The following is a 25,748-nucleotide window of genomic DNA, read 5'->3' on the forward strand; positions in this document are numbered from 1 at the left end:
TCGAAGGCCGGTTGCACGGCACTGCCGCTCATCGGTCGCTCCGCTGCGCGTCCTCGGTGGTCGAAAGAGCGGCGATCTTGTCGATCATGGCGAGCACCGCCTGCGGGGCTGTCAGGTGCACCATATGCCCGGCATCGGAGACGATATCGACTACCGAGTTTGCGAGATCCACGTGCAGCCGAAACGCCTCGGCCGGCGCGTCGAAAAGCTGATCGCCGGCGCCGGCGATTATCCCAACAGGAACGGAAATGTCGTTGTGCCGAGGCGTCACAAACGCCGCTGCGATCCACATCAGGAAGGACTCCGCCGCGATCGACCGCAGTTGCGAGGGGCGGCTCGCCAACTCCCTCGTCGTTGCGGTGAATGCCGCCGAGATCGCCGCCGGGCCAAATATCTTTCGCATTGACCAAGCCCAGCCAAGCCTGACCAGCGGCGGCAGCAAGGTGTGGCGGAAGGCCGTTCCGATCAAAGGCAAGATCGGCAACCCCGACAAGGCGAGTTCGAACCTTGGCGATGGATAGTGGTAGCCGGAGACAAGCACGACCCCGGCAACGCGCCCAGGGCGCCGTCGCGCCATCTCGAGCGCAACGGCGGCACCCCAAGAGTGGCCAAGAACAATATAGCGTCCAATTCCGAGTTTGGCGGCCGCGGCATCGATCAGATCGGCCTGCGCGGCGGCCGACCAGATCCTGCCGATCGGGCGCGAGCTCCTGCCGAAGCCTGGTCTGTCGAAAGCCAGAACACGATAGTTTGCGGCCGCTTTGTCGACGATGCCGCTTGTCGTGAAATCCTCGGCCGAAGAGCCGTTGCCATGCAGCAGCAACAGCGGCATGCCCTTGCCGTCCTCGATCAGGTGCAGCCGCGCTCCGTCGACTTCGACGAAGCGTCCAAAACGGCGGCCGCGCAACGCCCGCCGCGCCCGCAGGCCATTGTAGAGCGCGAGCCCGGCCGCTGCCGCGGCGAGGAGGAGGACCACGCCGTTGAACGTGGCGATGTCAGGCATGATCCCGTGCTGCTAGGGAGCCATGGCACAAGCCGCTGTTGAGAGAAGCGGCGGATGTACCCAGGCGCTGGCTTCCAAAGAAGGAGCTTTCAGGCCGAGCCCTTCTGAGGCAGCTCCGTCTCCTCATCGACCTGTTCCTGGAAAGCCCTGCGTTCGCGCTCTCTTCCCTCAGCGTCGGCCGGTCGATCTTGCCGTTCAAGCTCGCGCTCCACCGTGTCACGCGCGCCCTCGACAGGATCTTCCTGCGGCAAACGCTTATCTGTTCGCTTTGTGCCTTGCTCGCTCGCCCGGTCACTGTCCGATCCCAGTTTGGACGGATCGTCCTTTGCAGAATGCTTCGTCATTGGCTTACTTACCTATCTGGCCTGCCACGTCGGCGGATCACGTGCCGATCTATTCAGAAGCAGCCCAACAGGCGAGCTGTCTCTTTGTTCCGGCCATCTCGTGCGGCAGTCGGTCAGTCCCGATCCTCATGGTCTTCCGCCTGTGCCGGTTCCGACTCCTCGAGAGCTTCAATGACCGGGGCCAGCAAGCTCTCTTCCTGAGGATTTGCTTCTGTCGGGTCCTCCTGCTCGGCCGTCATGTCGAGCGCCCGTTCGATTGCATCTTCGATATTGCCGATTTCCTCCTCGCGAACCTCGTGCCCGTAGCCCGCGGCGTCGGCGTCCTGCTCGAACTGTCGCACAAGCACCGGAACGCTGACTTGCGTGTCGGCAAGCAAGTTCCCGACGTTCTCCTCGAGCCAGCTTCGAAAGAACTCCTTGGTTGCACTCATGGGCCGCCTCCTTCGAGCTGAGAACGGCCGCCGTCTGCCAATGTTCCTCTGGCGGAGCTTGCGTTGCCGCGTCTTTCGTCTGAGCGGTTACAACGAGGATCAGACGGGTCGCTCTTGCGCATGTTCGGAACGATCGAGTCCAACTGCCGTTACCGACAAAAGAACAGGAGGAACCGGTGAGCGGACGCAGAACCCATGACCAGCAAGTGCGCATTCTGGAAGAACGTGAGAACACGAAGAACGCGCCCAAGGAATTCGACGCCAAGGCGGAGCTGAAGCAGCCGGCCGCGGAGCGCGATGCGGCGGAAAGGTTCGGACCTCAGGAGCGACACGCCCGACCTCGTCGGCTCCGATGACCGCAACATGCTTCGCGGCAAGAATCAGGAAAGCGGCCACAACAAGCATCGTGGCGACTGAAGCGCGTCACGCATGTCTTGGTCCCCAAGCCGGTTTCCACTTTCGGAAGACATGTTTTAGGCAGGGCGGCTTTCGGCGTGAGATGCGATCGTCCCCTTGCTGGCGGTCTTGGCCTCGGCACACCTGGTTCTGAATTCTTGGGCCTCCGCTTCCGTGAGATGCTCGATGCCGATGAAGTCGTTTTTTGCGCGGCCTGAGCGAATGAGCTCATCGAGTTTCGCCTGAATGGCCACGCCGTCGCGGTTCTGGGTATTTTGAATCAGGAAAACCATCAGGAAAGTAACGATCGTCGTCCCCGTGTTGATGATCAGCTGCCAAGTCTCGGAATAGTGAAAAGCCGGACCGGCAATGGCCCAGACGACCACCGAAACAAGGCACAAGGCGAAGGCCCATGCACGGCCCGCGGCATGGGCGACAATCTCCGCGAGCCGATTGAATGCTTTTTCCAATGTTGAACTCCGGACTTTCACCCTGACGAAATTTCCCGCCAAGCCAGCCTGACGATAGCGTATCGGATGAACTGCACCGAGATGCAGCCGTTTATCCTGTCCTTGGCGCTGGGCACCGGCAAGAAATCAACTGAAGGCGGGCGCGACGCCAAGAAGGCGACCGCTCCGCTGAAAAAACTTGCAGCGTTTCGCGAGGAGGCGGCCCCGTCATTAATCGCGGCCCCGGTCAAAGAGACCGGGGCCGCGTCGCCAAGTCGACTTTTGGCATGCGAATAAGCGTTTATCGGGCGCCTTACGCGGCCGCCTGCATGGCCCGCTTGTTCGCACCGCTTTCGCCGAGCTTGCTAAGTGTCTCGTCGGTAGCGGATTCTTCCTTGAGAGTGTCGCGCAGCAAGGGGAGGGCGTCTTTCAGGCCCAGTTGCTCCGCCCAGGCAATCAGCGTGCCGTAGCGCGCTATTTCATAATGCTCGACCGCCTGGGCGGCAGCCACAAGGCCCGCGTCGAGCGCCGGCTCGTCCTTGTATTCCTCGAGGATCTCCGAACCCTCTTCAATGATGCCATCGATCGCGGGACACGTCTTGCCGCGCGCCGGCTTGCCCAGCATTTCGAAAACCTGCTCGAGCCGGTCGACCTGAGCTTCAGTCTCGGTGCGATGCTTTTCGAAGGCCGCGCCCACTTCCTGTGACTGCGCCGCCTTGGCCATCTTAGGCAGCGTCTTCAGGATCTTTTTCTCTGCATAATAAAGGTCTTTCAGGCCATCCACGAACAGGCTTTCCAAGCCGTTCGCCGCGCCGGACGAACTTTTCTTTGCCATCGACGTCTCCTTCGTTCGACTTTCTTGACCAAACAAAACCGGTGGGATCGATCGATGTTCCCGCGAAATATTTTTTGAAGCCGCGACGACGCGCCGAGGTGCGCGAGCGTTACTTCGGCGTGCCCTTGCCGTTGCGGGACGAAAGTTGGTCGAGCATGCTGAGCGCTGCACTGGGCCCCGCATGCTCCAGCAGACCCTGCTCGCCGGCCGCCTTCTTGAAGGCGGCAAAGGCGATTGCCGGCCGGCAAATCCCATTGGTCGCGTCTTCCACCAGCCGGACCGCCTTGCGATAGGCTGGTGAGTCCTTGCTCTTCCATTTCCGGCCAAGCGCCTTCTTGGCGTCAGCGATCGACGACACCATCATCGTGCCGCCGTTGACGAAGTGGATGGTGAGGGGCAGGAATCTGCTCAAGGCTCTTTCACCGTCCTAGCCATTCGCACACAGGCCGGGCAGGCCCGACGAAGAGGTCCGCGGTCGGCGCCGCCGCCAAGGGATTATCGGTCCGAAAGGATTTCATGGTGCTACCGCCTGTTTGAGATCGCATAAAACGAAGCTGCCGCCGGGTAGTTGCATTCAGCCGGCCCGTGGCGGTCAAAAAACCTGCTCCTACTGATCGCTGTCCCGGCGAGCGGCGCCGGAGGTTGTGGCGGCCGTGATTGAGGTCTCGACGGATGTCGCGACGGATGTCCGGATTGAGAGCCGGCAGCTTCGGAGCGAGGCCAACCTTTTCTGTTCGCGTGCGTTGTCCCTCGAAAGCGAAGGAGACACCAATGCCGACGAAATCCGCCAGGATGACCGACTCCGCCACACCGATGAAATCGGCCCCGCGGACCAAATCCACCTCCGAGCAGGCGGCCAGCAAGCAGCGGAGCGTGCAACGCAAGGTCGACGCGACCGATCGCGCCAAGTCGAATGGCAAATCCAAATCACAAGGCGCCATGCAGGCCGGCGCACGGGAATACCCAGTGCCGCCTTTCCCGAAGCAGCATCATCCGAAACCCGGCGAGGAATGGGCGATCGAGCCCGCGCCGCTCTACGACGCGCCGTTCTGGCAGGGATCGAACAAATTGGAAGGCAAGGTGGCGCTGATCACCGGCGGCGATTCCGGCATCGGCCGCGCAGTTGCCGTGTTGTTCGCCCGGGAAGGGGCGGATATCGCCATCGCCTATCTCAGCGAGGATCGCGACGCGAAGACGACAAAGCAGGCAGTCGAGGCCGAAGGCAGGCGCTGCATCATCATGCGCGGCGACGTGGCCAGGCGGACCTTCTGCCACAAGGCGGTGGAGCGGACGCTGAAGGCCTTCGGCAGGCTCGACGTGCTCGTCAACAACGCTGCCTTCCAGGTGCATTCGACCGATTTCGCCGACCTCACCGAGCAACACTTCGACACCACGCTGAAGACCAATCTCTACGGCTACTTCCACATGGCCCAGGAAGCCGTTCCGCATATGAAGCCGGGTTCGGCCATCATCAACACCGGGTCGGTCACCGGCATCGAAGGCTCGAAGGAACTCATCGATTATTCGATGACCAAGGGCGGCATTCACGCCTTCACCCGGGCGCTCTCTGGTAACCTGATCAGCAAGGGCATTCGCGTCAATGCCGTGGCGCCGGGGCCGGTTTGGACGCCGCTGAACCCGTCGGAGAAGGAAGCGGAGAAGGTCTCGCAGTTTGGCGCAAAGACCCCGATGAAACGGCCAGCCCAGCCGGAAGAGATCGCGCCTGCCTATGTATTTCTCGCTTCGCCGCAATGCTCCAGCTATATCACCGGCGAGATCCTGCCGATCATTGGGGGCTATTGACCGCGGCCGCGTATATGAAGGTCTTCATGAAGAAGGCGGTTCTCGATCCGCCGGCCGTCTTGGTAATCCGGCCTGACGGCTGCCGCAGACAACCTGATTAGCAAAACGGGCGGCCAGGCAGTCGCAGACGCTGGCAAGAGTCCGAAGGAATTCAGATTTTTCGGCACAAGCCTGAACCTGTCGGCCTTTCGGCAGTTTTCAAGGCTAGGAGGTTTCGATGAACGAGCACACCGACAAAGGCGACTCGCATAACGGTGCCGTTGAGATCCTGGCCGGCCGATTGGTCAGGGAGGCAGACATTTCCAAAGAGCAAGCCCGCGAACTGATCGAGTTGATCGGGACCGATTGGAATTCCCTGCTTCGAGAGGCTCATTTTCTGAAGGCGCGGCATCGCCTATGAGCGAACGCGGGGCCGAATTCTTTGGCGAATGGATTACCAACAACGTGATGCGCGGCAGCGTCGGCGCTGATATCATTTCCGTCGCGGAATTGACGACCAAGCTCTTTGCAGATGCGAAGGCCGCAGGTGTTTCCGAGCATGAGATTGAAGAGGAGATCGGGAGCGCTTACGATGCCATACTGGCTGCAATCGTCGGACTTGAGGACTCGGGCAAGTCCGATTGAAAGCCAAGGCAGCCAGCAATCAACCCGGATAGGGGCGCGTTCAGCCCGCCTTGCGCGGAACGATGTAGCCCGTGCCTTTCGCGCCGCGGGATCGGCCGACAGACCGATGCTGCCTATGGGCTGCAGGCTCGATCGCCGGCGCTGTTTCCATCTGCGATCGCTCAGCGTCATCCGACATGACAAAGGAGAGCGCGATCAGATCGTCGGCGTCGATGCCGCCGCGACCGTTGTCCATAAGGTCGGCGACCCTTCGGAATGCCTGCATGTCATCCATGCTCACGTTGGCCGCCAGCAGCCTCTCTTGGAGACCCGTCAACTTGGTGGTCAAGGCCTTGGAAGTTTCGATCATAATTGCCTCCGTGGTTCCAATCTTAAGTGCCAGACCGAGGATAAGAGCCTCGAACAGTGCGGGGCCGATGAACAGACTGATTTGCCATTACCTGCTATCGCCCAGCCGCTCGGCCTGCCTGGCAACCTTTGCGAACTCTCCGTCTGTTGGAATGACCTCGAGGGTGGCAGGGGCTCATCCTCGCCAGTCGCGACCCAATGAAATTTCTGGCAAGATGTTCCTCCCCCCGACTTTTGAGTTGGCCCGTACGACATTTGTCCCGCATTCGCTGGGACCGGTGGCCGAGGTCCAGAATTTTAGGGAACGGTCGCTGTCGGATTTTGTTGATTGGATGCCTGCTGCGCACGTTGCCAGGTTTGCGCACTCAGGTACCAACCTCCAGAATACTCAGCCCGCAGGCTCCGGTCTGCGGGCTTTTTCGATGCCATGGAATGCGGCGCTCGCGCTGCCGCTGCCCGTCCGCATCTGGGACGGCGGCGTCGGCTGCGAGACTTGGCTCTCATTCACTAGCTTCGGAAACAAAAGGCCGGCCGGATCGTTCGCTCTATGCCAGATCACCGGGTGCCGTGCCATGCCATCCACCTCGATCAAGAAAACAGAATATGATCCGGCCAAAGGGATTCTTTCCGTATGGTTTGTGACCAGCGGGAAACGCTACGAGTTCGAGGGGGTGCCGCCGGAGACGTTCGCGGCATTCCGATCAGCCTTTGCCAAGGGCCGCTTTTTCAACGCGCACATCCGCAATCGCTTCCGATATCGTCGCGTAACAAGCGATGACGATGATTGACCGGCTATTCAGCGTCCAGTTCAAGCGGCTCGTGCTGCGCTGCTCATGATTTGGCGTGGATCCCGGCGATCGCCGCTGCGTTGGAGCTCTTGGTCATCCGCGAAGCCTTTCGGCCTCGCGTTCCAAGGTCTTCCGGTCGTTGCCGTGCTGTTTGATGAGATCGCGAACCTGTTGCGCCGTCAGCCCGACCTTGTTGGCGAAATGCCGGACTTCGTAGTCATCGTCCGCTGATACCCGGTTGCGGTCACTGCCACCACGCTTGCTCTTGTCGTCTGCCATCGCTTGTTCCTCCGGCAGGGAATAACAGCGGCCGCGCAGGAATGTTCCAGGCGTGGCAAGCGGCAATTTTAGGCGGGACTAACAAAAGTTATCGAAAACGGACTGCTCGCTCGTGCAGGATTAACGTCACTCCGCCCGCCACGGCGGAGGATGGGAGGACCGGCCTCAACAAAGCCGAAGGCCGGGTTACTTGGCCCGTTGCGCGGATCCCTTGGGCGCTGCGACGGGCCAAGGTCGCTTGCGTCAGTCTTTCCTCCAGCGGCGCCTTTCTCGCCAAGCCAGTAGTGAACCATTAACATTTGTTACTGCGGACCTGCTAATGAACTGCGTAGATGACTGGGCGGGCGTTGCCCTGGGCTTTGGAGTTGGGTTCGGTTTGCGGCGACAGTGTCACCGACTTGAGAAGCCAACCGATAGCTAGGCCCGTTGTCTAACCTTGGCGGGCCACGGCAACGGGTCTAGCGTTCCTCCGCTTGGGAATGGATTTCCGGCCGAAGATGAATGTGCCGTCTCTGACGGCGTTCACACTGCCCCCGATACGAGCCCGAAACACCTTCGCGGCATGAGGAGACAGCCCGCCAGCGCTCACAAGGAACTTTAGCGGCATCTAAAAGTTCTCCTCGGGCAATCCCGCACTCCTTGGGTCGAACGATGGCCGAGCTGGCATCAACTTTCGCATATTCATCAGGGCTGACCGGCGATGATATGCTAAGCGCAGTCGTGTCGTTACTGGCCGGCCTGCTGCTCTATAATGTCATGCGCGAACCAAGCCGATAGGGCTCCTGCCGAGACGAAATTCACAGACCGCGCAGTGACGCCGGACAAAAGTTCGGTGGGCGGCCGTTGCTCGGTAGCGCAGCATGGAGGCAATCGGCTATTTGCCCGGGACCTCAGTCCGATCCAATTGACTCGTAGCTGACTTTTTTTGGGTGTATCCTTTCCCCGTTGTGGCGTATCGGGGTGAGGTAAACGATGCGTGGAAGCAATCGCAATGCTGTCCCGCCCAAAAGTGCGGGATGCGGTATAGTTGAACCTGCAGAGGTCAACATTCTGGCCAAGGCGGTGAGTGACTACTGCTCCAGTCACAAAATCGAACGCAGGGACGAGCGCGAAAACGTCGCGGTCAAAGTCATGAGCCTTTTTGGACGCGGTGTAACTGACGCTGACCAGCTGTTGGAAGAACTCGAGAAGGTTCGCTAAAGCGAGCCTGGTGCCCTCGGCTGGAACAAGTCCACTAAAGCCGAAGTTCGCGTAGACGGGTTCTGAGCAAAATGAGCGCGTTCGGAAGAGCTTGTGTGAAATGATCCTCAGGCGATGCAGCACTGGGAGAGCGCTCTAGCCGAGAGACGCAACAGATGCCCGTCATTCCAGGAATGGCGGGCATCTATTTCACTGCTGCCGACGAAGAAGGTGACGCATTTCCTCGCCGGTCCTACCAAATGATGCATCGGGCAAGTTGTTTCTAGCATAACGACCAATGCGCCGGCCTGTCTAACCTCAGTAGAGCGGGAAGAGGTCGTTCCTCGACGGCACTAGTTGGGATCGCCGGACCTCGAGCCCCCATGGGCTCCGCCGCCATAGCTGTCCCCCCGCGACCTTCCGTTGCCGGATCTAAGAAACTTTGGCTTGGGACCGACGTGACCGTGGTTCTTGTCACCCCATCCATTGCCCGGACGTGTTCCTCCCGATTTGGCAATCGCCTTGGAGTTCAAGCTTGTGCCGAGCAGCAATGTAATGGCCGGAGGCGTCACCGCAGCAAAGCGTCCAGCCTGCTTGAGAAAATCGCGGCGCGCGTTGGCCTCTGAAACAAGCTTTTCGGAATTCTTTTCAATAAGCCTTTTGCTCTCATTCGGCATTTTAGCACTCCTTTCCTGCAAGATACTTTAATTGCTGTCTGCAAAGAAAGTAGTTCTCCAAAAGGCGTACACCGCGCCGGTGTCCGGAGCGGCCCGGCTCTCTGGCCGAAAAAGGCCAGAATTGAGCCGGGCCTGACCGGCGGGGGCTCGGAATCGCAACACGGCGCCGGCTGACCAATGAGCATATACCCCTGATTGTATAGCCGGAACGCATTCATAAGGATAAAGCCGAGCCGGATCAGTGCAGCCAATATTACGGCTTCAAGCTGGCGCTAATATTCGAGCAGGCTGATGGAACCCGAACGGTGCGGTCGGGTTGGTAACATGCGACCGCACTCGTTTTCTCCCATTCAGGGTGCGGCCGCTCTACTCCGTAAGCAACAGAAGCCCGTCGCGCTTGCGCCATTGCGCGACGGGCTTTTCTGGTCCACTGAACTTGTAGGTCGATACCCTTCATGTGCGAAGCAGCACCGCGAAGGCGGCTTGACGGCTGAAAACCCAAACAGGTACACCCGCCACCCGGGGGAGTGTATGGCGGGTACCTGACCTCTCTCCGCCGACGACTGAAGGATTCCGCCGGCTCTACCAAATGTCGGAACGGGCTTAATGTTTCAGTACTGGGACCAATGCGTTTGGATGTCCGACTTCCGTCCGGAGCGACAATGCTTTCAAATCATTGGTTCAACCAACCCGCACTAGACCTGGGAAGTGCTCGGACTGGTCTATGTTTTCATCAGCGCAATTCGATAGGCGCCTTTGTTCGCCACGCCATCCCAGATGAAGAACGCGGCAAGGGCGGCGACGATCAGCAGGATCGGTCGCATGGCTGGAATTCCCTCAAAGCTCCTCGTACGCGCGTGGCCTGATTATCCGCCTGTTCATCTATGTCTACAAGCAGTTGCTAACGTATTGCGAACTCGCCGGGCTCGCCGCCCCATAGCCCAGCCCCAAGCCCGACGAGTGCCGACCCGGGAGGGTACCGGCATCATCCTATTTGCAAGGCTGATGCCAGCATATTCCGTCCTGAAATGAAACAGAGGGTGTGTCAGCGTGCGCAGGCTTGAACGATGGCAAAGCCTATGCCGATGACAACCGGTACGGAAACACTCCTCCTGCCCGAGACAAACGGATCACCAAGAAAATGTTCCGCCATCGCGGAACACGTCGCATTCGAAGAGGTTTGGGGCGCGGCGGCGCAATTCCCTCCCGATCTGCCGGGCGGAGCCTCCCATTCTCCGCAGGCCCGCTCCCTGGCTCCCATCAGGGGCGGGCCTTTCTTTTAGATCTCGCGGTAAGGGAACGCTCACGGGAGTTCCATATTGAATCAAATTCGAGTTTCCCCATTGGGGTTCGCATGCGCACGCCTGCCGGCAGAGCCAGGCACGAATAGGAGTTCACCGCCATGGCGATCCGCCAAAGAGCACTGGAAGCGGAAATTTTCGATCCGGAAGAGCTGGAATTTCTGGCCCGCGTCTTCGACCGGTTGAAATATGATGGCCAAACTACGGAGCAGCGCGAGGCGCTGGCCTCTCGCATCATCGCCAACTTCATGGCGGGTATTGTGGACGAGAATGAACTGGTTTCGCTATCCAGGCTACCTTTAGGTAGGTAACGGTCTGAACGGACTGGACTGCCTGCCGCCCGCCCCTTGTGAATATTCGTCATTGTTGCCGCTGGGCTACAGCCCTTTGGGGGCGACTGTATTAGGAAACGCTTGTGCGGGGTTCCCGGAATCGGGCGGACCATCCGGGAAAGGGGCGCACAGTTTTGAGGGAAAATGGCCCGTCGGCTTTGGTCGGCGGGCTTTTCTTTTCTATGGCCTTGTCGTCGAGCAGCGCCGCTTTCCTCGTGCTTCGGCCCTTTCGTCGCTACTTCCGGACCTACATCTTTTTTAAATGACGGTCGGGTGCTGCCTCAGCCAGATCGGCGAGCCAACTTCAGCAAGGGGGATTCGCCATGAAGCGCACTTATGAAAAGCCCGTCCTGGTCAGGCGTGACCGCCTGTCCGCCGTTACGGCCGTGATCGTCGTCTCGCTCGTGAACGGCGCGACGTCCCGATAAGGACGATGCCCGTCACTCCAGGCAGGAAATGGCGGGCATCTCTCTAGCTGCGACCGACCAGGAAGGTGACGCACTTCCTCACCGGCTCTATCAAATGATGCAGCGAGGCTTAGGTTTCAGCATGGGGACCAAAGCGTCAGCCTCTCGGACTTCTGTCGCATCGGCGGAAGGGAACATTCTGCCAATCGTCCCGGTTGGGTCGCGCGGCGTGTGTCTCCGGCAGAGGTTCACCGCGCCGCGCGGAGGCGTAGCCCGTTCGATCTCAGGCGAGCGGGCTCTCTTGTCTGTCTTGGAACAATTCGGTGCCGCTGCAGTTCGCATTCTGGGTGCAGCTCCCGGCAAGAAGAGACGGTCGAGCGCGCCTTGGTCGGGTTGCCCCCGACGCAAAGAGCCCGCCCGCGGAGGAGGTGCGGCGGGCTCTTCTGCTGATCCGGCCTGGCCGGCGGCTCGCCGGGGATAGCAGTAGTGATTACTATCCGCAGGCCGACCGGGGTATAGTCTCCAATGGCCGTTCGGATAGCGGTTGTCCTGGCGCTTCTCGCCGCCTTCGCCTACGGGTTTGCAAAACTCGTAGAGCGGTATGGCGGTGCGGGCAATGATCCCGCATCACCCTGCGGAAAGGTGCCAAGCGTCGATTGCCCGGACCCGAATGCGCCGCCTCCCTTTCCCAAGCCCGACCGGACGGAGCCTCAAAGGCAGTCCGGTTCGTCAAGCCTGAAGGCATATTTGTAAATTGCGCGGTTTCCTTCATCGGTCACCCGCACCCAGAAATGTTCATCCCGTCTCGCCAGGACGTCTTTGCCGGTGACTTTCTGAGCAGCCTCCCAAGGGGCACGGGCATTGGCAACGTGATAAGCCACCACCTGGTCGCCAGCCATCTCTTCAACTCGGTATGTCTTCATGATCGCTCCAAGCAGCGACCCGAACTTGGAGCGAGGAGGGTTGTTCCGGGTCTTCCATTTTCGCTCGCCCATAGCGAGCGATTGCAGGGCAGCCTTGGGCGCCTCTAGGCGGGGCAGGTGGCCCGGTAGCCTTGGGTGGCTATGGGGGGCCACCGGGCCTTGGCCGGCAGGGGCTTAGGGAACACGATGCCGGCAAACGAGTATATGCGCATCTACTAATAAATCAAATTCAGCCAAAAGGCCGAGCTGGCCCTTGAAACGCCAACATGGCGGCTGGACACTCCAAGCGCCGATCGACGCGGGCATGTGTGCCACGGCCGGCAGCCTCGACTGCCATCGTCAGAAAGCTCGATGGCCGGCGGTCCGCGACCGCTTCGGGCCAGAACATCAATCTGGCCCCAATCAGCCCGCTTTGGAGAGCCGGTTGAAATTTGTTCGGACGCGGCGGCCGGCAGGTTTGAGTGCTGCGACCATGGACTCCTTCAGCGCACCGCCGCTTAGAAAAGACGGGCTCCGGCCGGATAGAACTTCAGGCCAAAACCTTAACGCCGATCGTAACATAACCAATTGCGCAGCGGCCATGCCTTCGGCGAAAGCAAGCGCCTTCTCGTTGACCGCAAGCATGGCCTCAATCCCTTTCGGGGCACGGCTGCTTGCATCTAAAGCAATCAGCGGAAGGCGCATGGCGACGACAGCGGGTGCCAACATCAGGTCTCCATAGAGCGAGAATGCATTTTGGGTGTGGCGCTTCTTGCGAGTTGACATTTTGCCCCCGTCTGGACCCGGCTGTTCAGCCAATACGCACCAGTCCGGGGTTTGTTCCGGGAGATGGCGGCCTTCATGAGCCCGTCATAAGGTGCGCGTACATTAGCGAGGCCGGATGTCCCATCATCGGCTCCTACAAAGTCTCCTGCCCGGTTTCGGCCGGGCATTCTTTTAGCCTTCTTCCAGGTGAGAGTTCATGGAACACAAGTCATCGCGCGACTTGCCCGGAACCTAACCCCGGAAGGACAAGAAACGTGAAACCCGAAATGCTGCCGCCGAAAACACTCGACAAGAAGCCGACTGGGATCGGGACAAGGTCGACGGCGAAGCTTAGAGCATTGGAATCGACAAGGACGAGCCTAGCGGTGAGAAGATCGAAAGAGGGATGAGGCTTCGGACCTCAGTCCGATCCATTTGACTCGAAGTCGACTTTTCTGGGTGTATCCTCTACCCGTCGTGGCGTGTCGGGTAGAGGGTAAACGGATGCGTGGAAGCAAGCGCAATGCTGTCCCGCTCAAGAACGCGGGTTACGGTATAGTTGAACCTGCCGAGGTCAACATTCTGGCAAAGGCGGTGAGTGACTACTGCTCAAGTCACAAGATCGAGCGCGTGGCTGAGCGCGAAGACGTCGCGGTCAAAGTCATGAGCCTTTTCGGGCGCGGCGTGATTGACCCCAACCAGCTATTGGCGGAACTTGAAAAGGTAGGCTAGGCGAACCTGGCTCTACTGGGCGCGCCCGGCCGCCAAATCCTGTGTCACCATGATAGCGGCCGGGTCGCCTAGGAGGCTTCACCATTTTGCGATGTCTGTGCCTCTCGCCGCTCTTCGACACCGAACTCGTGGACGCTGGAATTTCGTTCGTCAACGACGCGAAACCAGCGCTGGTGATCAGTTCGGGCAGAAATTTGGCCCCCGGTGACGGCTTTCACCGCGCTCATCGCGTCTGCAGCACGGGTAATGTGTCTTGCGAGGACAGTTTCACCCGCCATTTCTTCAACATGAAATTGGGGCATGCTCGGCTCCGTTTCTGGAGCAACCGTGCCCCGCCGGGAAGGTTCCAGCGTGACTCACGAAATCGTGACATCGAGCGTTATGAGCGGAGAATTCCGGTCATAGTCGCTTGGCTTACGTCTGGAATCGTTGGCGAGCATCCTTCATGAAATGCCGCGCAGGAGCGGTCCGATCGCATTTAGGCGGTGAACATCGAACAGATCGGAACCTCCCGCCCGCGGCGTCATTGACCTCTGCGGGCCGCGTCAGCCGGACCTGGTGGCAAAGAGAACAGGGTGGTTTTCCGGCTTCACATCCCGGCCAACGAAAAGGCAGTCGAGCTCTTGTCCCACCCGGCCCGCTTCAGTTCGGTGTCGAGCGCATGGCGGAAGACAGGAAATCAAGGACCGGCTGGCTTCAGGAGGCGTGGCTTCTGCTGAAAGAAAGCGTCAGCGGTTATATGGATGACAACGCGCTGAGCCATGGGGCGGCGATTGCCTTCTATGCCACCACCTCTCTTGCGCCGATCCTTCTGATCGTCGTGGCGGTCGCAGGTCTCGTCGTCGGCAAGGACGCCGCCCAGCTCGCGCTCTCGGCCCAGATCTCGGGCGTGATGGGTCCGCAGAGCGCCGACCTCTTGAAGGCGACGATCGAGACCGCTTCGCGTCCCTGGTCCGGCGCGCTTGCCACCATTATCGGGCTGGTGACGCTCCTGATCACAGCCTCCGGCGTCTTTGGCGAGATGCAGCAGTCGCTGAATGAGATCTGGAAGGTCGAGCCAAGGGCCATGTCGCTCTCGCGTTTGGTGCGGGCGAGGGCGGCGAGCCTTGGTCTCGTCGCCGCGCTCGGCTTCATGCTGCTCGTGTCGCTCGCGGCGAGCACGGCCATCTCGCTGTTGGCCGATGTCATCAACCAACACCTGCCGTTCGGCGAACTGATCGTGAGTTCGATCAACACGATCGTATCGTTCGCGTTGATCGCGCTGCTCTTCGCGGCGATTTACAAGGTCCTCCCGGACCGCAGTCTCAAATGGCGCGATGTCGCTGTCGGTGCGCTGGTCACCGCGCTTCTCTTCACCATCGGCAAGTCGCTGATCGGCTGGTACATCGGCAGCAGTTCGATCGCCACTTCCTATGGCGCCGCCGGCGCGCTGATGGTGGTGCTGCTATGGGTCTATTACTCGGCTCAAATCTTTCTGTTCGGCGCCGAAATCACGCGCGCCTATTCGGTGAGCAGCGGAAGCCGGGCCGACCTCAGGCGGGTTATGAAGCCGGAGGTCGGAAAGACGGAGAGGTGACGGTCAAGCAACGCCGGAGAACGCAACACTGCGCGCGACCCTCTGCCTAAAGAGATCAGGCGTTGGGCCAGACAGCGTTGGCTTAGGCTGACAACCTGAGAGGGATCGTCGCCACCTGTCGGTCCATCAGGACGTGATCAGGTTGCGAAGCCGCGATGAGGCCGCCGCAACCCAGTCACGCCCGGCGGGCGTCAACCGACGATCAAACAGACCCCGATGTCGTCGTTGTCATCAATGGGCGGTTTGCGAATGAACACCGCCCGGCGCCGAAATGCCGCTCAAAGCCTCTCCAGCCTCCCGTGTCTCACCCTTTCTTGCGAGGTCTCCGAGGGAGATGATGCCAACGAGCCGTTTGTCTCGGTTCAGAACCGGGAGCCGGCGCACCTGCAAGTCTCCCATGTTAGCAAGAACATGATCGACGTCTTCGTCATCGAAGCAATATCTTACCTCTTGGCTCATGACATCGCGCACCTTGGTATCGGGACCTTTGCCCAGCGCTATACCGCGGATGACCATGTCCCGGTCGGTGATCATCCCCACCAGCCGGTCATTTTCACCGACAGGCACGACGCCGGCGTCGAGCTTGCCCATCATCAGTGCCACCTCGCGGATCGACTGTTCGGGATTCGCGACGGCAACGTCCTTTGTCATGCAACTGCCGACCTTCATGGCTCTCTCCCTTTGTTGCGGAGCCCACCGCCGAACCTGAACTGAGAAAACAAATGCTTGGCGCTATTGGTTCCTTCAAATCTCGCGCGGCGGAAGGGCATGGAAATGTTCCGCCGTGGGGCTCGAATGACAGCCGGACAGGCGACCGGTCCTTGCGGAGGCCCGAGGGAAGCAGGCCGGCACCCCATCGCCCCATGTTCGGCCGAGACCCGTTCGTGCTGTTGCCGATCCGGCGATCGTTGCGTGCGCCGCCCATGGAACAGAGTCCTGCCTTCGCCCATTGTGTTATGGGCCGGGGGGCGACCCGATAGGGGTGCCATGGCCGACTTTCGAAACCGAATCTCACCTGCCCGCGAGGCTGAGACGAGCTCGCGGCAAGGAGAGGCGCGCAACCGCTCCATCATCGTCATCGGCGCGTCGGCGGGCGGCGTCGAGCCGCTGAGGAAGATCGTGAGCGACCTTCCCGCCGATCTGCCGGCGGCCGTCTTCATCGTGCTTCATGTCGGCCAGATCAGCTATCTGCCCGAAATCCTCGACCGTGCGGGAGCGCTGAAGGCCTCCGGCGCCAAGAACGGCGCGTGCTTCAAGATGGGAAACATCTATGTCGCGCCGCCCGGCTTCCACCTGCTCCTCCACGGCGATCACATGATGCTGCGGCGTGGGCCGCGTGAGAACCTGGCCCGGCCGTCGATCGACCCGTTGTTCCGCTCGGCAGCGCTGAGCTTCGGCGCAAGCGTCATCGGCGTGCTGCTGTCGGGCTCGCTTTCCGACGGCACCGCCGGCCTGAGGGCGATCAAGGCGGTCGGCGGCCTCGCGGTGATCCAGCACCCGAAAGACGCGCTGGTGCCGTCCATGGTGGAAAGCGCGCAGCTTTATGTCGAAATCGATCATTGCGAACCCGCCGCCAGACTGGGCGGCCTGCTGACGAAGCTGGCGGCCGAGCCGGCGGGCGAAACCTTACCGGCGCCGTCAGGCGTGCGGCTGGAAGCGGCCATCGCCGCGCAGGAGCATTCCACCATGAAAGAACCAGATCGACTTGGCGAACTGTCGGTGTTTACATGCCCGGAATGCCATGGGCCGCTGTGGGAGATCGAAGACGGTGACATGCTGCGCTATCGGTGCCATACCGGGCATGCTTTCACCGCCGACGCGGTGATGGAGGCGCAGGCCAGCGAGGCGGATGAGATCCTGTGGAGCCTGCTGCGGTCGCATCAGCAGCGGGCGGAGTTTGCCCGGCGCATGGCGGAGCGGGAGAAGACGCGACATCGCTCCCAACTCGCCAGCGAGTTCGGCAAGCGGGCGAGGGAATACGAAGCGGATGCCTCCGTCATCGAGCGCATCCTGGAAAGCAGGCGGACACAGGTAACAGGCAATGGCGCAGGCGGCGAGGAAGGCAAGCACAAGGAAGGCACGGACTAGACCGCGCCAGGATGAGAGAGAGCCCGCGCTGTTCCCTGTCATCGGCATCGGCGCATCGGCCGGCGGCATCGCGGCGTTGCAGAAGTTCTTTCCGGAAGTGCCGGCCGACAGCGGCTTTGCCTATGTCGTGATCCAACACCTCGATGCCGAGCATGAGAGTGTGCTCGCGAGCATCATCCAGCGCTCCACCGCGATCGAAACGCAGACCGCGGTCGAAGGCGCGGAAGTCGAGCCGAACAACATCTACGTCATCCCGCCGGGCGTCTCGGTGACCATCCGGGGACAGCGTTTCAACATGGCCAAGATGGCCGCCACGCGCGCGAAGCGGACGCCGATCGACGATTTCTTCACGTCCCTGGCACAGGATCAAGGGGAGGATGCGGCCGGGCTGATCCTTTCCGGAACCGGCAGCGACGGCACGATCGGGCTCAGGGCAATAAAGGAACATGGCGGCCTAACGCTGGCGCAGCAGAGCGCCGAATATGATGGCATGATGCGCAGCGCCGTGCAGAGCGGCCTGGTTGACATGGTGCTGCCGGCCGAGGAGATGGCTGCGAAGCTCGTCGGCTATTTCAGCCACGCCAACCGCGATGAAAGCGAACGCGACCGCCGCAAGCGCGAAGTGGGCGAACAGCTTTCGCGGATCACGGGGCTGTTGCGTACGCGCACGGGCCATGATTTCAGCGGCTACAAGGACAACACCATCCTGAGGCGCATCCAGCGGCGCATGCAGGTGCTCCAGATCGACGATCCCACCGTGTTCTACGAGAGGTTGCGCGACGAGCCGCAGCAGGTCGACCTTCTGTTCCAGGACCTGCTCATCGGGGTGACCAGCTTCTTCCGGGACCCGCAGGCTTTCAATGCGCTCGAACGCTTCGTCGTCCCCAAGCTCTTCGAGAACCGAAAGCCCGACGAGACGATCAGGGTGTGGGTGCCCGGCTGCGCCACCGGAGAGGAAGCCTATTCGATCGCCATGCTTTTGAAGGAGAACGCGCCGCGGGGCGCCGCTTCTCCCAACCTGCAGATCTTCGCCACCGACATCGACGAGCGTGCGCTGGAAGTGGCGCGCGCCGGCCGCTATCCGGCGACCGTCGCAAGCGACATCACGCCGAAGCGCCTGAAGGAATTCTTCTCGCGCGAGGACGGCACATATCGTGTTTCCGCCGATTTGCGAGAGGCTTGCCTGTTCTCGGCGCACAATCTGTTACGCGATCCGCCGTTTTCCAAGCTCGACCTGGTCGCGTGCCGCAATCTCTTGATCTATATGGGGCCGGAACTGCAGGAAAAGATCATCCCGATCTTCCATTACGCGCTGCGCAGCAACGGCTATCTCTTTCTCGGATCTTCTGAGAACGTCACGCGCCATGCGCGCCTGTTCTCGACCGTCGACAAGGCGAGCCGTATCTTCCAGAAGCGCAGCGGGGTCGCTGCGCAACGGCTGCCGGAATTCCCGCTTGCCGCCGCGGCCAGACAGGCTGCGCCGGCCGTGCGGCAACGGACGACGACAGGAACTGTGCAGGAAGTCGCCGAGCGTTTTCTCGTCGAGCGCTATGCGCCGGCCTATGTGGTCATCAACGCGGCGGGCGAACTGATGCACAGTTCCGGAGGCACGGGCAAATACCTCGAGCTCGCGGCCGGTGCTCCCGACCACAACGTTTTTTCCATGGCGCGGCGCGGGCTGCGCATGGATCTAAGGGCTGCGCTTCACAAAGCCGTCAGCACCGGCCAGGTGGCGGTTCAGAACAAGATCAACATCGGTACCAATGGCGGCCGCCAGACGATCAGCCTCGCCGTGCAGCCGCTGCCGGCCGAGGGCGGGACGGACCCACTCTACATGCTGGTCTTCCGGGACATCGGCGGCATCACGGCGGAGACCGAGGACGAGCCCGTCCACACGACCGACGATGTCGAAAGCGCCAATGTCAGTCAGCTCGAAAAGGAGCTGCGGGAGACCAAGGAGCGGCTCCAGATCACGACGGAGGAGCTCGAATCGTCCAACGAGGAGTTGAAGTCCTCCAACGAGGAACTGTCTTCCATCAACGAGGAGCTGCAGTCCTCGAACGAGGAACTGGAAACCTCGAAGGAAGAACTGCAATCGATCAACGAGGAACTGCAGACCGTCAATGCCGAGCTCAACATCCGCGTCGACGAGCTCAGCCGCGCCAACAACGACATGTCCAACCTGCTCGAAAGCACGCAGATCGCGACCGTGTTCCTCGACCGCGATCTTTGCGTCAAGAACTTCACGCCGACGGCGCGGGACCTGTTCAGGCTGGTCGAAAGCGATGTCGGCCGGCCGCTCGCGCATGTGCGGCCGCGCTTTGCCGCGGACCGGCTGCAGGCAGACATGGAGCAGGTGCTGCAGCGGCTGGGGACGATAGAAAGGCAGGTGGAAGTCATCGAAAGCGCCAAGCGCTACATCATGCGCGTGATGCCCTACCGCACCGTGGACAATGTCATCGCCGGCGTCGTCGTCACCTTCGTCGACATTACCCAGATCGCGCAGGCGGAGGAAAAGATCGGCGCGCTGTCGCACGACCTGCGCAACCGCCTCGAAAGCCTGGAGACTGTTCTGGATCTTGTGCCTGTCGGCATCTTGATCGCCGAAGACGACGACGGCGATGCCATCCGCGCCAATCGCCGCGCGGCCGAGCTCGCCGGCCGGCGCGCCGCGGACGGCAAGCTCAGCACTGTGCCGGCGGTCCTGCCGCTGATGGTGAACGGCTCCGTGGTGGAAACGCACGAGCAGCCGCTGCAGAAGGCGATGCGAACGGGCAAGCCCGTCCCCGGCTACGAAGCCCGAATCGCGCAGGGGGACGGCTCAAGCATCGACGTGATGATGTCGGCCAATCCGCTGTTTGACGAGTCCGGCAGGGTTCGGGGCGCTATTGCGGCCCTGGTCGATGTCTCGAACCATAAGGAGGCCGAGCGCGCTCAGGAGAGGCTGCTGCACGAGCTGCAGCATCGTGTGAAGAACATCCTAGCCACGATCACCGCACTGACCTCGCGCATGATCCGCTCGTCAAGCTCAATGGGGGAATTCGCGACATCATTCCATGAGCGACTGCACGCGATGGCGCGCACGCATGAGGTCCTGTCTTCCCACAATTGGGGCGACGCCGACCTCGAGGAACTGCTGAGGGCGACGATTTCCCCCTACAGCAGCACGGGACGCCAGAACCTAGTCGTTCACGGCCGGCCGTTCCACCTCGATGCGGCAACGGCGGCGGCACTCGGCATGGTGTTCTTCGAGCTTGCCAGCAACGCCGCCAAATATGGGGCGCTTTCCGCCGAGACCGGACGCGTCGAGGTCTCCTGGAACGTGGTGAAGTCGGGCATGCTTTCGATCAGCTGGAAGGAACTCGGCGGTCCGGCCGTGGAAGAGCCATCCCGCAGAAATTTTGGAACCACTTTCATCCAGCAGAGTTTGGAGTACGAGCTGAGGGGGAGTGTCGAATTGAACTTCCGGCCCACCGGCCTGGAGTGCCTGCTTGAAATCCCCCTTGCCCGAACCGAAGCCTTCGAGCCGCTGCCCGGCTACGCATGAACAAGAGCGCTCCATTATCGGGCCTGCGAATCCTCGTCGTCGAGGACGCTTTCCTGGTCGCGCTCGACCTCTCCGACGAATTGACCGATGCAGGCTGCCATGTCGTGGGGCCCGCGCCTTCGGTCCAACAGGCGCTCGAGCAGATCGATGGCGTCGAGCTGGATGGCGCGGTGCTCGACGTCAACCTGCAGGGCGAACGCAGCTTTCCGCTGGCCGAGCACCTCGCCGCGCGAGACGTGCCGTTCCTCTTCCTCACCGGCTATGACAGCGCGACGGTCTTTCCGGATCGGTTCCGGGATTCGCCGAGGCTGTCTAAGCCCGTGGAGACCAAAGTGCTGATCGAGGCGGTCGCGCGATTGGCGCGCGCAGGCACCGAGGCCGCGCGGCGCTCTCGCCTGTAGCAATCGGGCTCCTGCAAGCGTTTCGCAACATCCGATGCAGGCACTGGTCTGGGCTGGAATCGTGCAAGGCTTTGCCACTCCTCCGCTGCTGTTGATCGAACGATCGCAGGATCATGACCGACCAGGTCATAGGGAACACCAACATCGTTCGGGGGGCACGACCGCGGTGATCTTTGCGGCCGCCAGGGGATTGGTGGGAGTTGGTTCCTCTAGCTCGAACCGCGACGCCACCATCGGTTGGCCCAGGTTCAAGCAAGTTCGCTTACAACAGGAACGATCATCATCGTCACGCATTCTCCCTAATCAATGCCCATCAACTCTCTCTGCTGGGGTGAGAACCGTGTTACCCAAAGGCCATGCCGTGCCTGACTGCGTACCGGGCGAGGTCGCTGTCGTCGACCTCATTCCTGCCTTGCGTGCTTTTGCGCGCACTTTTTGCCGCTTGCCCGATGATGCCGACGATTTGGTGCAGGAGACCCTGACCAAGGGGCTTGCGAACTTGGACAAGTTCGAGCCGGGGACGCGATTGAAGTCCTGGCTTTTCACCATCATGCGCAATACGCATTATACGCGGGTCAAGGCGGCAGCTAGGGAGGCGCCCGGTTTGCTTGACTGCGCCTCCAGCCGGCCGATTTCGGAAGCCTCGCAGGACTGGTCCGTTCGGACCAAGGAAGTCTACCGCGCTATGCAGAAGCTTCCGATACATCAGCGCGAGGTGCTGACGCTGATCGGTGTGCTGGGCGTCAGCTATGAAGAAACCGCGGAGATATGCGATTGCGCGGTCGGTACCGTTAAAAGCCGTCTCAACCGCGCGCGTGCAAGCGTCTTGGAATTCCTTGATGAAAGCTCATCGCAAGCGCTGGTCGAAAGACACGACCATGTTGCGGAAGATCACTGGGACAGAAGCGCTGACAGGCATCGATGAGGCTTGCCGTCAGTTCTCCTTTTTGCACCGGCGCTTCTCGATCAGCGCATTCTGCAACTCGATCGCGAGCTTGGTCAGCCGATCAGGAACTTTTTCCTGCTCAATGGCGGTCAACAACGACGCGATCTCTTGGTCTATGCCCAGGCTTGCCTGGCTTACGGGATCGCGCTGGCTCGGACGAGACATGGCATTCTCTTAGCAAATGTGGCCCCTTCGAGATTCACTTGAGACCATACACGGCCGGAGTTTGCAAGGCGCTTACAGCCGCCGATCAGCTTCAGCCCCGCAGCAGATCGTGGCGGAGCGAAAACCCTTTGCCTGAACTGATCCGTTGCGAGCCGGCAAAGTCTTGCGATAGTCCCCGCAAGATCAGTCTTCCGGAATCCGGGTTGCCGCGTGGTCTTGATACTGATCGGACTTGATCCGATTGCTGTCGAGGCCGCGTTCTTTTGTATGCTGCTTCTTATCCCGGTTCGACAGGACGTCATTTTCGCCAATCATGTTTTTCGGAACCGTCGTCTTCGCTCCGGTCCCGGCACCTTTGCCCTGACTGCCGCGTCCCATGTGTTTCTTACCGCCGGACGCCATCTTCTTCTCCTGGGTCTTCCAGATTCTGCGCAAGTGGTCTGGGAGCCGAACTTCGGTCCGTCGGTTATGTTCCGCCGGTACGACGAATAAGAAAGGCGGTGCCGTCCCATCGACGGAAAGGCATCTCGCCATCGATGAGGACGTCCATGGCGCATATTCGGGCGAGATGGCGGATGTCGGAGGAATCGGCGGCGGGCGACATCCGGTATGAATAATTGAGGATTGCCACCATCCCTCCTGGCCGCAACACGCGCGCCACTTCGATAAAGTGCCGCTCGGCGACGCCGGCAAGTACCAGGTAAGGGAAGCTATCGACCGCCAACACGCCATCAAAACCCGCATCGACGAATTCGCCAAGGTCGAGGCCGGAGGTCCGGCGGAATTCAACATTGCCAAGACCGGCGCAGCGTCGGCGCGCGACGGCAACCATCCTTGGCGAGATATCGATGCCGACGATATGCTTAGCTCTGGCGTGGAGCGCGCATTCGAAGCGGCCGATGCCGGAGCCGATATCGAGTATTGTCTTGTCCGCGCCGGTAAAATGCTGTCGCTCCAGCCAGGAGACGATTTCGGCCGTTGCAGCCGAAAGCTTTTCCTCGTCGCCAAGCGACGAAAGTTGGACGCTGGCCGCCGGAGAGATGGCGACCGCTTCGTCAAAGCCCCCGGCCAGCCGGCGGATCGTCATCTCACCGGTTTCGCCGCGCAGACGGTCATGACAAACCGAAGCTGCCGTTGACCTCAGACTATCGAAGGCATCTGCCTTGCCCGAAAGAAGCACGGCTATGTCCTCGAGCCAGCCCCTTTGCTCGACAGCGCTTGCACGCATGTCCAATGCGACGTCCGCCAATTCTGGCGCGCGCATATCCGTCTCGACGGCCAATCTGGCGACCGCGACTTCGGCGGACAGGTCGGTCGCTATGCAATCCTCGAGGATGTGCCTCGCGGTCGTCCTCACTCGCTCTGCTGTGGTCATGGCGAGGCGTTGCGGGTCCAGACCCTTTGTATGGTCCATCGGTCCTCTGCTCCCCAGCTGTATTTGTAGCTCTCCCGGCCGCGTAGAAAATCGAACTCTCGCGCGCCGTCCTGAACGGCTTCGGCGATAGCCTTGCCGATCAGAATGGCGCCGGGGCTCTCCGATGCACAGGAGGGGTCGAAGCCGCCGAGATAGGCATAGGCGCGGTCGCGGTGATGAAAACCGTAATAAGCGCCGACGACTGCGCCGTCGATTTCCATCAGCCAGCACCGCGCCAAATGGCTCGCGGCGAGACGGGGCAAGGCATTGCGATGAAACTCGATCGCGCTTTTGGTCAGCACGCCGCCGCCCTGTCCGGCCCAGCGGGCGTCGTGAAGGCGGATCAGCTGACCCAGAAATATCTGCGGCGCGGCCTCCGCCCGCTTGATCGTCACCCGGCCTCTCCGTTGAGCGGCTCGCAGCGCGCGACGCAGCTGGCGTCTTCGCCGCGCGGGAACGGAGCGCGCAAGCGTCTCGTCGCCAGCCAAGGCAAGCACGGGGCAGGCGGCATGGCAGGTAGATCGGCTCTCGTCGATATCGGGCAGCAAAAGCTCCAGGGATGCGGCTTCACACGAAAGGTCCGGTAGGATCCATTGCGACCATTCGAGCGAAAGCACAGTCTCGGCAATCAAGGTACCGGCGGCTTCTTCGAACTTGGGTGCGCAAAGAATATCGAGATAGTCGCTCAGCGATATTCCGATCGGAAGCAGGCGCAAACCGGAAGCGTGCCGTTCGAGGTAGAGCGGTGCCAGGCCGACGAGATCGTTTCCGTTCCACACGGCGATCGCCGAGAGATCGCCCGGCGCGAATGTCCGCCACCATGGCAGGAGCCAGGCGGGTGACTGGAAAGGCGTAGCAGAGCCGCATTGCGACCAAAGCGACCACCAATGCTGCTCTAGACCGTCGAGCGCATCTTGGTCGCGGATGACATCGGCACGCAGGCCGCTCACCCGACGGCTCCCAACCGTGCGCGGGAATCGCCGAGCTTTGCCAATGCTCGATAGGCATCCATATAGGCCGAAACCATGCGATCGAGCGAAAACCGGTCTCGCGCCGCTGCCCGGCATGTTTCGTTGTCGAGGTCGGCCGAGGCGTCGATGGCTATCGCCATCTCGTCGATGTCATTGACCAGGAAGCCGGTCTTGCCGTGCTCAACGACATTGGGCAGGGCGCCATTCGGGAAGGCCACAACCGGCGTGCCGCAGGCGAGGGCTTCCATGGCAACGAGCGAGCTCGTTTCCGCGGCAAGGCTCGGAATGACCAGGCAGCGGGCGGCGTTGAGAAGCCGCCGCTTGGCGAAAAACCCGAGCGGTCCCAGGAAACGCCGCCGCCTGTCGAGGCGAGGCTCCACGTCCTCGGCGAAATACTGAACATGTGTCCGGTAGGGATATATCTGCCCTCCAATTGCAAGCGGCACTCCAGCGCGCTTCGCGGCGTCGATCGCCAGGTGGATGCCTTTTTCCGGGCATATTCGGCTTAACACGAGCGCGAAATTGCGATGCGACCGGGGATCGGTAAGCGCATTGACGTCAACCCCGTTTGGGATGGGCGCGATCAGTCTCGATCCGGCCGGCGCGGTTGCTTGCTGCGCCTCCGAGACCGCGTGCAGCCACAGGTCTTCACGGGCCGGGCTCAGCACTCCGGCCGGATACCAGGCAAGCGGCAGGTGCAGTGTCACGAGCGTGGGGCCGTCATCGGGAAGATAGGCATCGAAATCGATGCCATGCAGATGGACGACATCGATCGGCCAGCGCGCACGCGCGGCTGCGATCGCCGCGCGGTGCGCGTCCTGGGCGCGGCTCTTTGCCGTCTCGTCGAGCGCGCCTGTTTCGGCAGGCGTCTCGACCAGGGTCCCGGCCGCGCTGGAGCCCCGGCAGGCGACGACGATGGATTGATGACCTTGCCTGACCAGTGCGTGATCCAGCATCGACAGCACCTGCTCGGCGCCGCCGACCGCATCGAGGCCGACAGGCGCAAGCGGATAGGCGACGTTGAGCACGGTAAGCGTCATGGCTG

Annotated in this window: 30 protein-coding genes and 1 pseudogene; 13 read left to right on the forward strand and 18 right to left on the reverse strand. The window is 61.1% G+C overall.

Annotated elements, in window-relative coordinates:
• Nucleotides 1-28: 28 nt before the first annotated feature.
• From CK224_RS27135 to CK224_RS27145, 3 genes are all read right to left on the reverse strand, one after another.
• Nucleotides 29-1,003 (reverse strand): alpha/beta hydrolase, encoded by a 975-nt coding sequence (locus tag CK224_RS27135; RefSeq protein WP_095783913.1) that lies wholly within the window; start codon nt 1,001-1,003, stop codon nt 29-31.
• An 89-nt stretch (nt 1,004-1,092) separates the two neighbouring features.
• Entirely contained in the window at nt 1,093-1,347 is a 255-nt protein-coding gene (locus CK224_RS27140; protein ID WP_095783914.1) for a hypothetical protein, read from the reverse strand.
• Nucleotides 1,348-1,460: 113 nt separating this feature from the next.
• Nucleotides 1,461-1,778, reverse strand: coding sequence for a hypothetical protein (locus CK224_RS27145; protein WP_095783915.1), 318 nt, complete (start codon nt 1,776-1,778; stop codon nt 1,461-1,463).
• A gap of 176 nt (nt 1,779-1,954) precedes the next feature.
• Between CK224_RS27145 and CK224_RS27150 the strand changes: the two are divergent.
• Nucleotides 1,955-2,195, forward strand: a pseudogene (locus CK224_RS27150) (hypothetical protein).
• A 56-nt stretch (nt 2,196-2,251) separates the two neighbouring features.
• Here CK224_RS27150 and CK224_RS27155 read toward each other — a convergent pair.
• Nucleotides 2,252-2,644, reverse strand: coding sequence for a low affinity iron permease family protein (locus CK224_RS27155; protein WP_095783916.1), 393 nt, complete (start codon nt 2,642-2,644; stop codon nt 2,252-2,254).
• 66 nt (nt 2,645-2,710) lie between these two features.
• Between CK224_RS27155 and CK224_RS27160 the strand changes: the two genes are divergently transcribed.
• A complete protein-coding gene (locus tag CK224_RS27160; protein WP_095783917.1) occupies nt 2,711-2,920 on the forward strand; it encodes a hypothetical protein in 210 nt (69 codons plus the stop codon).
• Nucleotides 2,921-2,936: 16 nt separating this feature from the next.
• Here CK224_RS27160 and CK224_RS27165 read toward each other — a convergent pair whose 3' ends face one another.
• On the reverse strand, nt 2,937-3,458 hold the full coding sequence (locus CK224_RS27165; RefSeq protein WP_066994822.1) for a ferritin-like domain-containing protein: 522 nt from the start codon (nt 3,456-3,458) through the stop codon (nt 2,937-2,939).
• Between the two features lie 109 nt (nt 3,459-3,567).
• Complete coding sequence (locus CK224_RS27170) at nt 3,568-3,870, reverse strand: DUF982 domain-containing protein (RefSeq protein WP_095783918.1); 303 nt, start codon at nt 3,868-3,870, stop codon at nt 3,568-3,570.
• Between the two features lie 401 nt (nt 3,871-4,271).
• On the opposite strand from CK224_RS27170, the gene CK224_RS27175 reads away from it, so the two are divergent.
• The 3 genes from CK224_RS27175 to CK224_RS27185 all read left to right on the forward strand — a co-directional run bounded on the left by CK224_RS27175 (nt 4,272) and on the right by CK224_RS27185 (nt 5,885).
• Nucleotides 4,272-5,261, forward strand: a complete 990-nt coding sequence (locus tag CK224_RS27175; RefSeq protein WP_095783962.1) for an SDR family oxidoreductase — start codon at nt 4,272-4,274, stop codon at nt 5,259-5,261.
• Between the two features lie 217 nt (nt 5,262-5,478).
• Entirely contained in the window at nt 5,479-5,661 is a 183-nt protein-coding gene (locus CK224_RS27180; RefSeq protein WP_095783919.1) for a hypothetical protein, read from the forward strand.
• Nucleotides 5,658-5,885, forward strand: coding sequence for a DUF768 domain-containing protein (locus tag CK224_RS27185; RefSeq protein WP_095779498.1), 228 nt, complete (start codon nt 5,658-5,660; stop codon nt 5,883-5,885). Before CK224_RS27180 ends, CK224_RS27185 begins: the two co-directional genes overlap by 4 nt.
• A 40-nt stretch (nt 5,886-5,925) precedes the next feature.
• Here the strand turns inward: CK224_RS27185 and CK224_RS31025 are convergent, their stop codons facing one another.
• Entirely contained in the window at nt 5,926-6,234 is a 309-nt protein-coding gene (locus tag CK224_RS31025) for a hypothetical protein (protein ID WP_141245885.1), read from the reverse strand.
• 67 nt (nt 6,235-6,301) lie between these two features.
• Here CK224_RS31025 and CK224_RS32140 point away from each other — a divergent pair, with 67 nt between their 5' ends.
• Nucleotides 6,302-7,021: a KTSC domain-containing protein gene (locus CK224_RS32140; RefSeq protein ID WP_245426262.1), complete on the forward strand. Its 720-nt coding sequence runs from the start codon at nt 6,302-6,304 to the stop codon at nt 7,019-7,021.
• A gap of 93 nt (nt 7,022-7,114) precedes the next feature.
• On the opposite strand, the gene CK224_RS27200 is transcribed toward CK224_RS32140, so the two are convergent.
• Nucleotides 7,115-7,300 carry a DUF3606 domain-containing protein gene (locus CK224_RS27200; protein ID WP_095779497.1) on the reverse strand — a complete coding sequence of 62 codons (186 nt, stop codon included), beginning with the start codon at nt 7,298-7,300 and terminating at the stop codon, nt 7,115-7,117.
• A gap of 1,532 nt (nt 7,301-8,832) precedes the next feature.
• On the reverse strand, nt 8,833-9,156 hold the full coding sequence (locus CK224_RS27210) for a hypothetical protein (RefSeq protein WP_082953717.1): 324 nt from the start codon (nt 9,154-9,156) through the stop codon (nt 8,833-8,835).
• Between the two features lie 1,402 nt (nt 9,157-10,558).
• On the opposite strand from CK224_RS27210, the gene CK224_RS27215 reads away from it, so the two are divergent.
• Entirely contained in the window at nt 10,559-10,768 is a 210-nt protein-coding gene (locus CK224_RS27215) for a hypothetical protein (RefSeq protein WP_066994857.1), read from the forward strand.
• Nucleotides 10,769-11,906: 1,138 nt separating this feature from the next.
• Here CK224_RS27215 and CK224_RS27220 read toward each other — a convergent pair.
• Together CK224_RS27220 and CK224_RS27225 are read right to left on the reverse strand one after the other, a co-directional pair.
• Entirely contained in the window at nt 11,907-12,119 is a 213-nt protein-coding gene (locus CK224_RS27220) for a hypothetical protein (protein ID WP_141245886.1), read from the reverse strand.
• A gap of 402 nt (nt 12,120-12,521) precedes the next feature.
• Nucleotides 12,522-12,884 carry a hypothetical protein gene (locus CK224_RS27225; RefSeq protein WP_095783922.1) on the reverse strand — a complete coding sequence of 121 codons (363 nt, stop codon included), beginning with the start codon at nt 12,882-12,884 and terminating at the stop codon, nt 12,522-12,524.
• Nucleotides 12,885-13,367: 483 nt separating this feature from the next.
• Here CK224_RS27225 and CK224_RS27230 point away from each other — a divergent pair, with 483 nt between their 5' ends.
• The gene (locus tag CK224_RS27230) at nt 13,368-13,595 is read left to right on the forward strand and encodes a hypothetical protein (protein ID WP_095783923.1); all 228 of its coding nucleotides are present in this window, start codon (nt 13,368-13,370) and stop codon (nt 13,593-13,595) included.
• A gap of 68 nt (nt 13,596-13,663) precedes the next feature.
• Here the strand turns inward: CK224_RS27230 and CK224_RS31030 are convergent, their stop codons facing one another.
• Nucleotides 13,664-13,897 (reverse strand): hypothetical protein, encoded by a 234-nt coding sequence (locus CK224_RS31030; protein ID WP_141245887.1) that lies wholly within the window; start codon nt 13,895-13,897, stop codon nt 13,664-13,666.
• A gap of 359 nt (nt 13,898-14,256) precedes the next feature.
• Between CK224_RS31030 and CK224_RS27235 the strand changes: the two genes are divergently transcribed.
• Nucleotides 14,257-15,171, forward strand: coding sequence for a YihY/virulence factor BrkB family protein (locus CK224_RS27235; RefSeq protein ID WP_095783924.1), 915 nt, complete (start codon nt 14,257-14,259; stop codon nt 15,169-15,171).
• Nucleotides 15,172-15,402: 231 nt separating this feature from the next.
• On the opposite strand, the gene CK224_RS27240 is transcribed toward CK224_RS27235, so the two are convergent.
• On the reverse strand, nt 15,403-15,840 hold the full coding sequence (locus CK224_RS27240) for a CBS domain-containing protein (protein WP_095779493.1): 438 nt from the start codon (nt 15,838-15,840) through the stop codon (nt 15,403-15,405).
• A gap of 318 nt (nt 15,841-16,158) precedes the next feature.
• Here CK224_RS27240 and CK224_RS27245 point away from each other — a divergent pair, with 318 nt between their 5' ends.
• The 4 genes from CK224_RS27245 to CK224_RS27260 all read left to right on the forward strand — a co-directional run bounded on the left by CK224_RS27245 (nt 16,159) and on the right by CK224_RS27260 (nt 22,132).
• Nucleotides 16,159-17,259 carry a chemotaxis protein CheB gene (locus CK224_RS27245; protein WP_095783925.1) on the forward strand — a complete coding sequence of 367 codons (1,101 nt, stop codon included), beginning with the start codon at nt 16,159-16,161 and terminating at the stop codon, nt 17,257-17,259.
• On the forward strand, nt 17,213-20,806 hold the full coding sequence (locus CK224_RS27250) for a CheR family methyltransferase (protein WP_095783926.1): 3,594 nt from the start codon (nt 17,213-17,215) through the stop codon (nt 20,804-20,806). Before CK224_RS27245 ends, CK224_RS27250 begins: the two co-directional genes overlap by 47 nt.
• Nucleotides 20,803-21,207: a response regulator gene (locus CK224_RS27255; RefSeq protein ID WP_066991949.1), complete on the forward strand. Its 405-nt coding sequence runs from the start codon at nt 20,803-20,805 to the stop codon at nt 21,205-21,207. The genes CK224_RS27250 and CK224_RS27255 overlap by 4 nt, the downstream gene beginning before the upstream one ends.
• A gap of 361 nt (nt 21,208-21,568) precedes the next feature.
• Entirely contained in the window at nt 21,569-22,132 is a 564-nt protein-coding gene (locus CK224_RS27260; RefSeq protein ID WP_066992285.1) for a sigma-70 family RNA polymerase sigma factor, read from the forward strand.
• Between the two features lie 9 nt (nt 22,133-22,141).
• Here the strand turns inward: CK224_RS27260 and CK224_RS31545 are convergent, their stop codons facing one another.
• The 5 genes from CK224_RS31545 to CK224_RS27285 form a co-directional block, all read right to left on the reverse strand.
• Nucleotides 22,142-22,318 carry a hypothetical protein gene (locus CK224_RS31545; RefSeq protein ID WP_082980368.1) on the reverse strand — a complete coding sequence of 59 codons (177 nt, stop codon included), beginning with the start codon at nt 22,316-22,318 and terminating at the stop codon, nt 22,142-22,144.
• A 183-nt stretch (nt 22,319-22,501) separates the two neighbouring features.
• Nucleotides 22,502-22,720, reverse strand: coding sequence for a hypothetical protein (locus CK224_RS27270; protein WP_095783927.1), 219 nt, complete (start codon nt 22,718-22,720; stop codon nt 22,502-22,504).
• Between the two features lie 64 nt (nt 22,721-22,784).
• A complete protein-coding gene (locus CK224_RS27275; protein ID WP_245426264.1) occupies nt 22,785-23,732 on the reverse strand; it encodes a methyltransferase domain-containing protein in 948 nt (315 codons plus the stop codon).
• Nucleotides 23,690-24,682 (reverse strand): GNAT family N-acetyltransferase, encoded by a 993-nt coding sequence (locus CK224_RS27280; RefSeq protein ID WP_095783928.1) that lies wholly within the window; start codon nt 24,680-24,682, stop codon nt 23,690-23,692. The genes CK224_RS27275 and CK224_RS27280 overlap by 43 nt, the downstream gene beginning before the upstream one ends.
• Entirely contained in the window at nt 24,679-25,743 is a 1,065-nt protein-coding gene (locus tag CK224_RS27285) for a glycosyltransferase (protein ID WP_095783929.1), read from the reverse strand. The genes CK224_RS27280 and CK224_RS27285 overlap by 4 nt, the downstream gene beginning before the upstream one ends.
• Nucleotides 25,744-25,748: the final 5 nt, after the last annotated feature.

The organism is Mesorhizobium sp. WSM3862 (assembly GCF_002294985.1).
Classification (GTDB): domain Bacteria; phylum Pseudomonadota; class Alphaproteobacteria; order Rhizobiales; family Rhizobiaceae; genus Mesorhizobium.

What these genes read in the sequence shown, in the direction of transcription:
- CK224_RS27275 (WP_245426264.1), bottom strand. Translation starts at nt 23,732, where the DNA reads ATGGACCATACAAAGGGTCTGGACCCGCAACGCCTCGCCATGACCACA.
- CK224_RS27225 (WP_095783922.1), bottom strand. Translation starts at nt 12,884, where the DNA reads ATGTCAACTCGCAAGAAGCGCCACACCCAAAATGCATTCTCGCTCTAT.
- CK224_RS31030 (WP_141245887.1), bottom strand. Translation starts at nt 13,897, where the DNA reads ATGCCCCAATTTCATGTTGAAGAAATGGCGGGTGAAACTGTCCTCGCA.
- CK224_RS27255 (WP_066991949.1), top strand. Translation starts at nt 20,803, where the DNA reads ATGAACAAGAGCGCTCCATTATCGGGCCTGCGAATCCTCGTCGTCGAG.
- CK224_RS27185 (WP_095779498.1), top strand. Translation starts at nt 5,658, where the DNA reads ATGAGCGAACGCGGGGCCGAATTCTTTGGCGAATGGATTACCAACAAC.
- CK224_RS27140 (WP_095783914.1), bottom strand. Translation starts at nt 1,347, where the DNA reads ATGACGAAGCATTCTGCAAAGGACGATCCGTCCAAACTGGGATCGGAC.
- CK224_RS31025 (WP_141245885.1), bottom strand. Translation starts at nt 6,234, where the DNA reads ATGATCGAAACTTCCAAGGCCTTGACCACCAAGTTGACGGGTCTCCAA.
- CK224_RS27215 (WP_066994857.1), top strand. Translation starts at nt 10,559, where the DNA reads ATGGCGATCCGCCAAAGAGCACTGGAAGCGGAAATTTTCGATCCGGAA.
- CK224_RS27200 (WP_095779497.1), bottom strand. Translation starts at nt 7,300, where the DNA reads ATGGCAGACGACAAGAGCAAGCGTGGTGGCAGTGACCGCAACCGGGTA.
- CK224_RS27235 (WP_095783924.1), top strand. Translation starts at nt 14,257, where the DNA reads ATGGCGGAAGACAGGAAATCAAGGACCGGCTGGCTTCAGGAGGCGTGG.
- CK224_RS27180 (WP_095783919.1), top strand. Translation starts at nt 5,479, where the DNA reads ATGAACGAGCACACCGACAAAGGCGACTCGCATAACGGTGCCGTTGAG.
- CK224_RS27230 (WP_095783923.1), top strand. Translation starts at nt 13,368, where the DNA reads ATGCGTGGAAGCAAGCGCAATGCTGTCCCGCTCAAGAACGCGGGTTAC.
- CK224_RS27240 (WP_095779493.1), bottom strand. Translation starts at nt 15,840, where the DNA reads ATGAAGGTCGGCAGTTGCATGACAAAGGACGTTGCCGTCGCGAATCCC.
- CK224_RS27160 (WP_095783917.1), top strand. Translation starts at nt 2,711, where the DNA reads ATGAACTGCACCGAGATGCAGCCGTTTATCCTGTCCTTGGCGCTGGGC.
- CK224_RS27270 (WP_095783927.1), bottom strand. Translation starts at nt 22,720, where the DNA reads ATGGCGTCCGGCGGTAAGAAACACATGGGACGCGGCAGTCAGGGCAAA.
- CK224_RS31545 (WP_082980368.1), bottom strand. Translation starts at nt 22,318, where the DNA reads ATGTCTCGTCCGAGCCAGCGCGATCCCGTAAGCCAGGCAAGCCTGGGC.
- CK224_RS27135 (WP_095783913.1), bottom strand. Translation starts at nt 1,003, where the DNA reads ATGCCTGACATCGCCACGTTCAACGGCGTGGTCCTCCTCCTCGCCGCG.
- CK224_RS27245 (WP_095783925.1), top strand. Translation starts at nt 16,159, where the DNA reads ATGGCCGACTTTCGAAACCGAATCTCACCTGCCCGCGAGGCTGAGACG.
- CK224_RS27145 (WP_095783915.1), bottom strand. Translation starts at nt 1,778, where the DNA reads ATGAGTGCAACCAAGGAGTTCTTTCGAAGCTGGCTCGAGGAGAACGTC.
- CK224_RS27250 (WP_095783926.1), top strand. Translation starts at nt 17,213, where the DNA reads ATGGCGCAGGCGGCGAGGAAGGCAAGCACAAGGAAGGCACGGACTAGA.
- CK224_RS27175 (WP_095783962.1), top strand. Translation starts at nt 4,272, where the DNA reads ATGAAATCGGCCCCGCGGACCAAATCCACCTCCGAGCAGGCGGCCAGC.
- CK224_RS27165 (WP_066994822.1), bottom strand. Translation starts at nt 3,458, where the DNA reads ATGGCAAAGAAAAGTTCGTCCGGCGCGGCGAACGGCTTGGAAAGCCTG.
- CK224_RS27210 (WP_082953717.1), bottom strand. Translation starts at nt 9,156, where the DNA reads ATGCCGAATGAGAGCAAAAGGCTTATTGAAAAGAATTCCGAAAAGCTT.
- CK224_RS27220 (WP_141245886.1), bottom strand. Translation starts at nt 12,119, where the DNA reads ATGAAGACATACCGAGTTGAAGAGATGGCTGGCGACCAGGTGGTGGCT.
- CK224_RS32140 (WP_245426262.1), top strand. Translation starts at nt 6,302, where the DNA reads ATGAACAGACTGATTTGCCATTACCTGCTATCGCCCAGCCGCTCGGCC.
- CK224_RS27285 (WP_095783929.1), bottom strand. Translation starts at nt 25,743, where the DNA reads ATGACGCTTACCGTGCTCAACGTCGCCTATCCGCTTGCGCCTGTCGGC.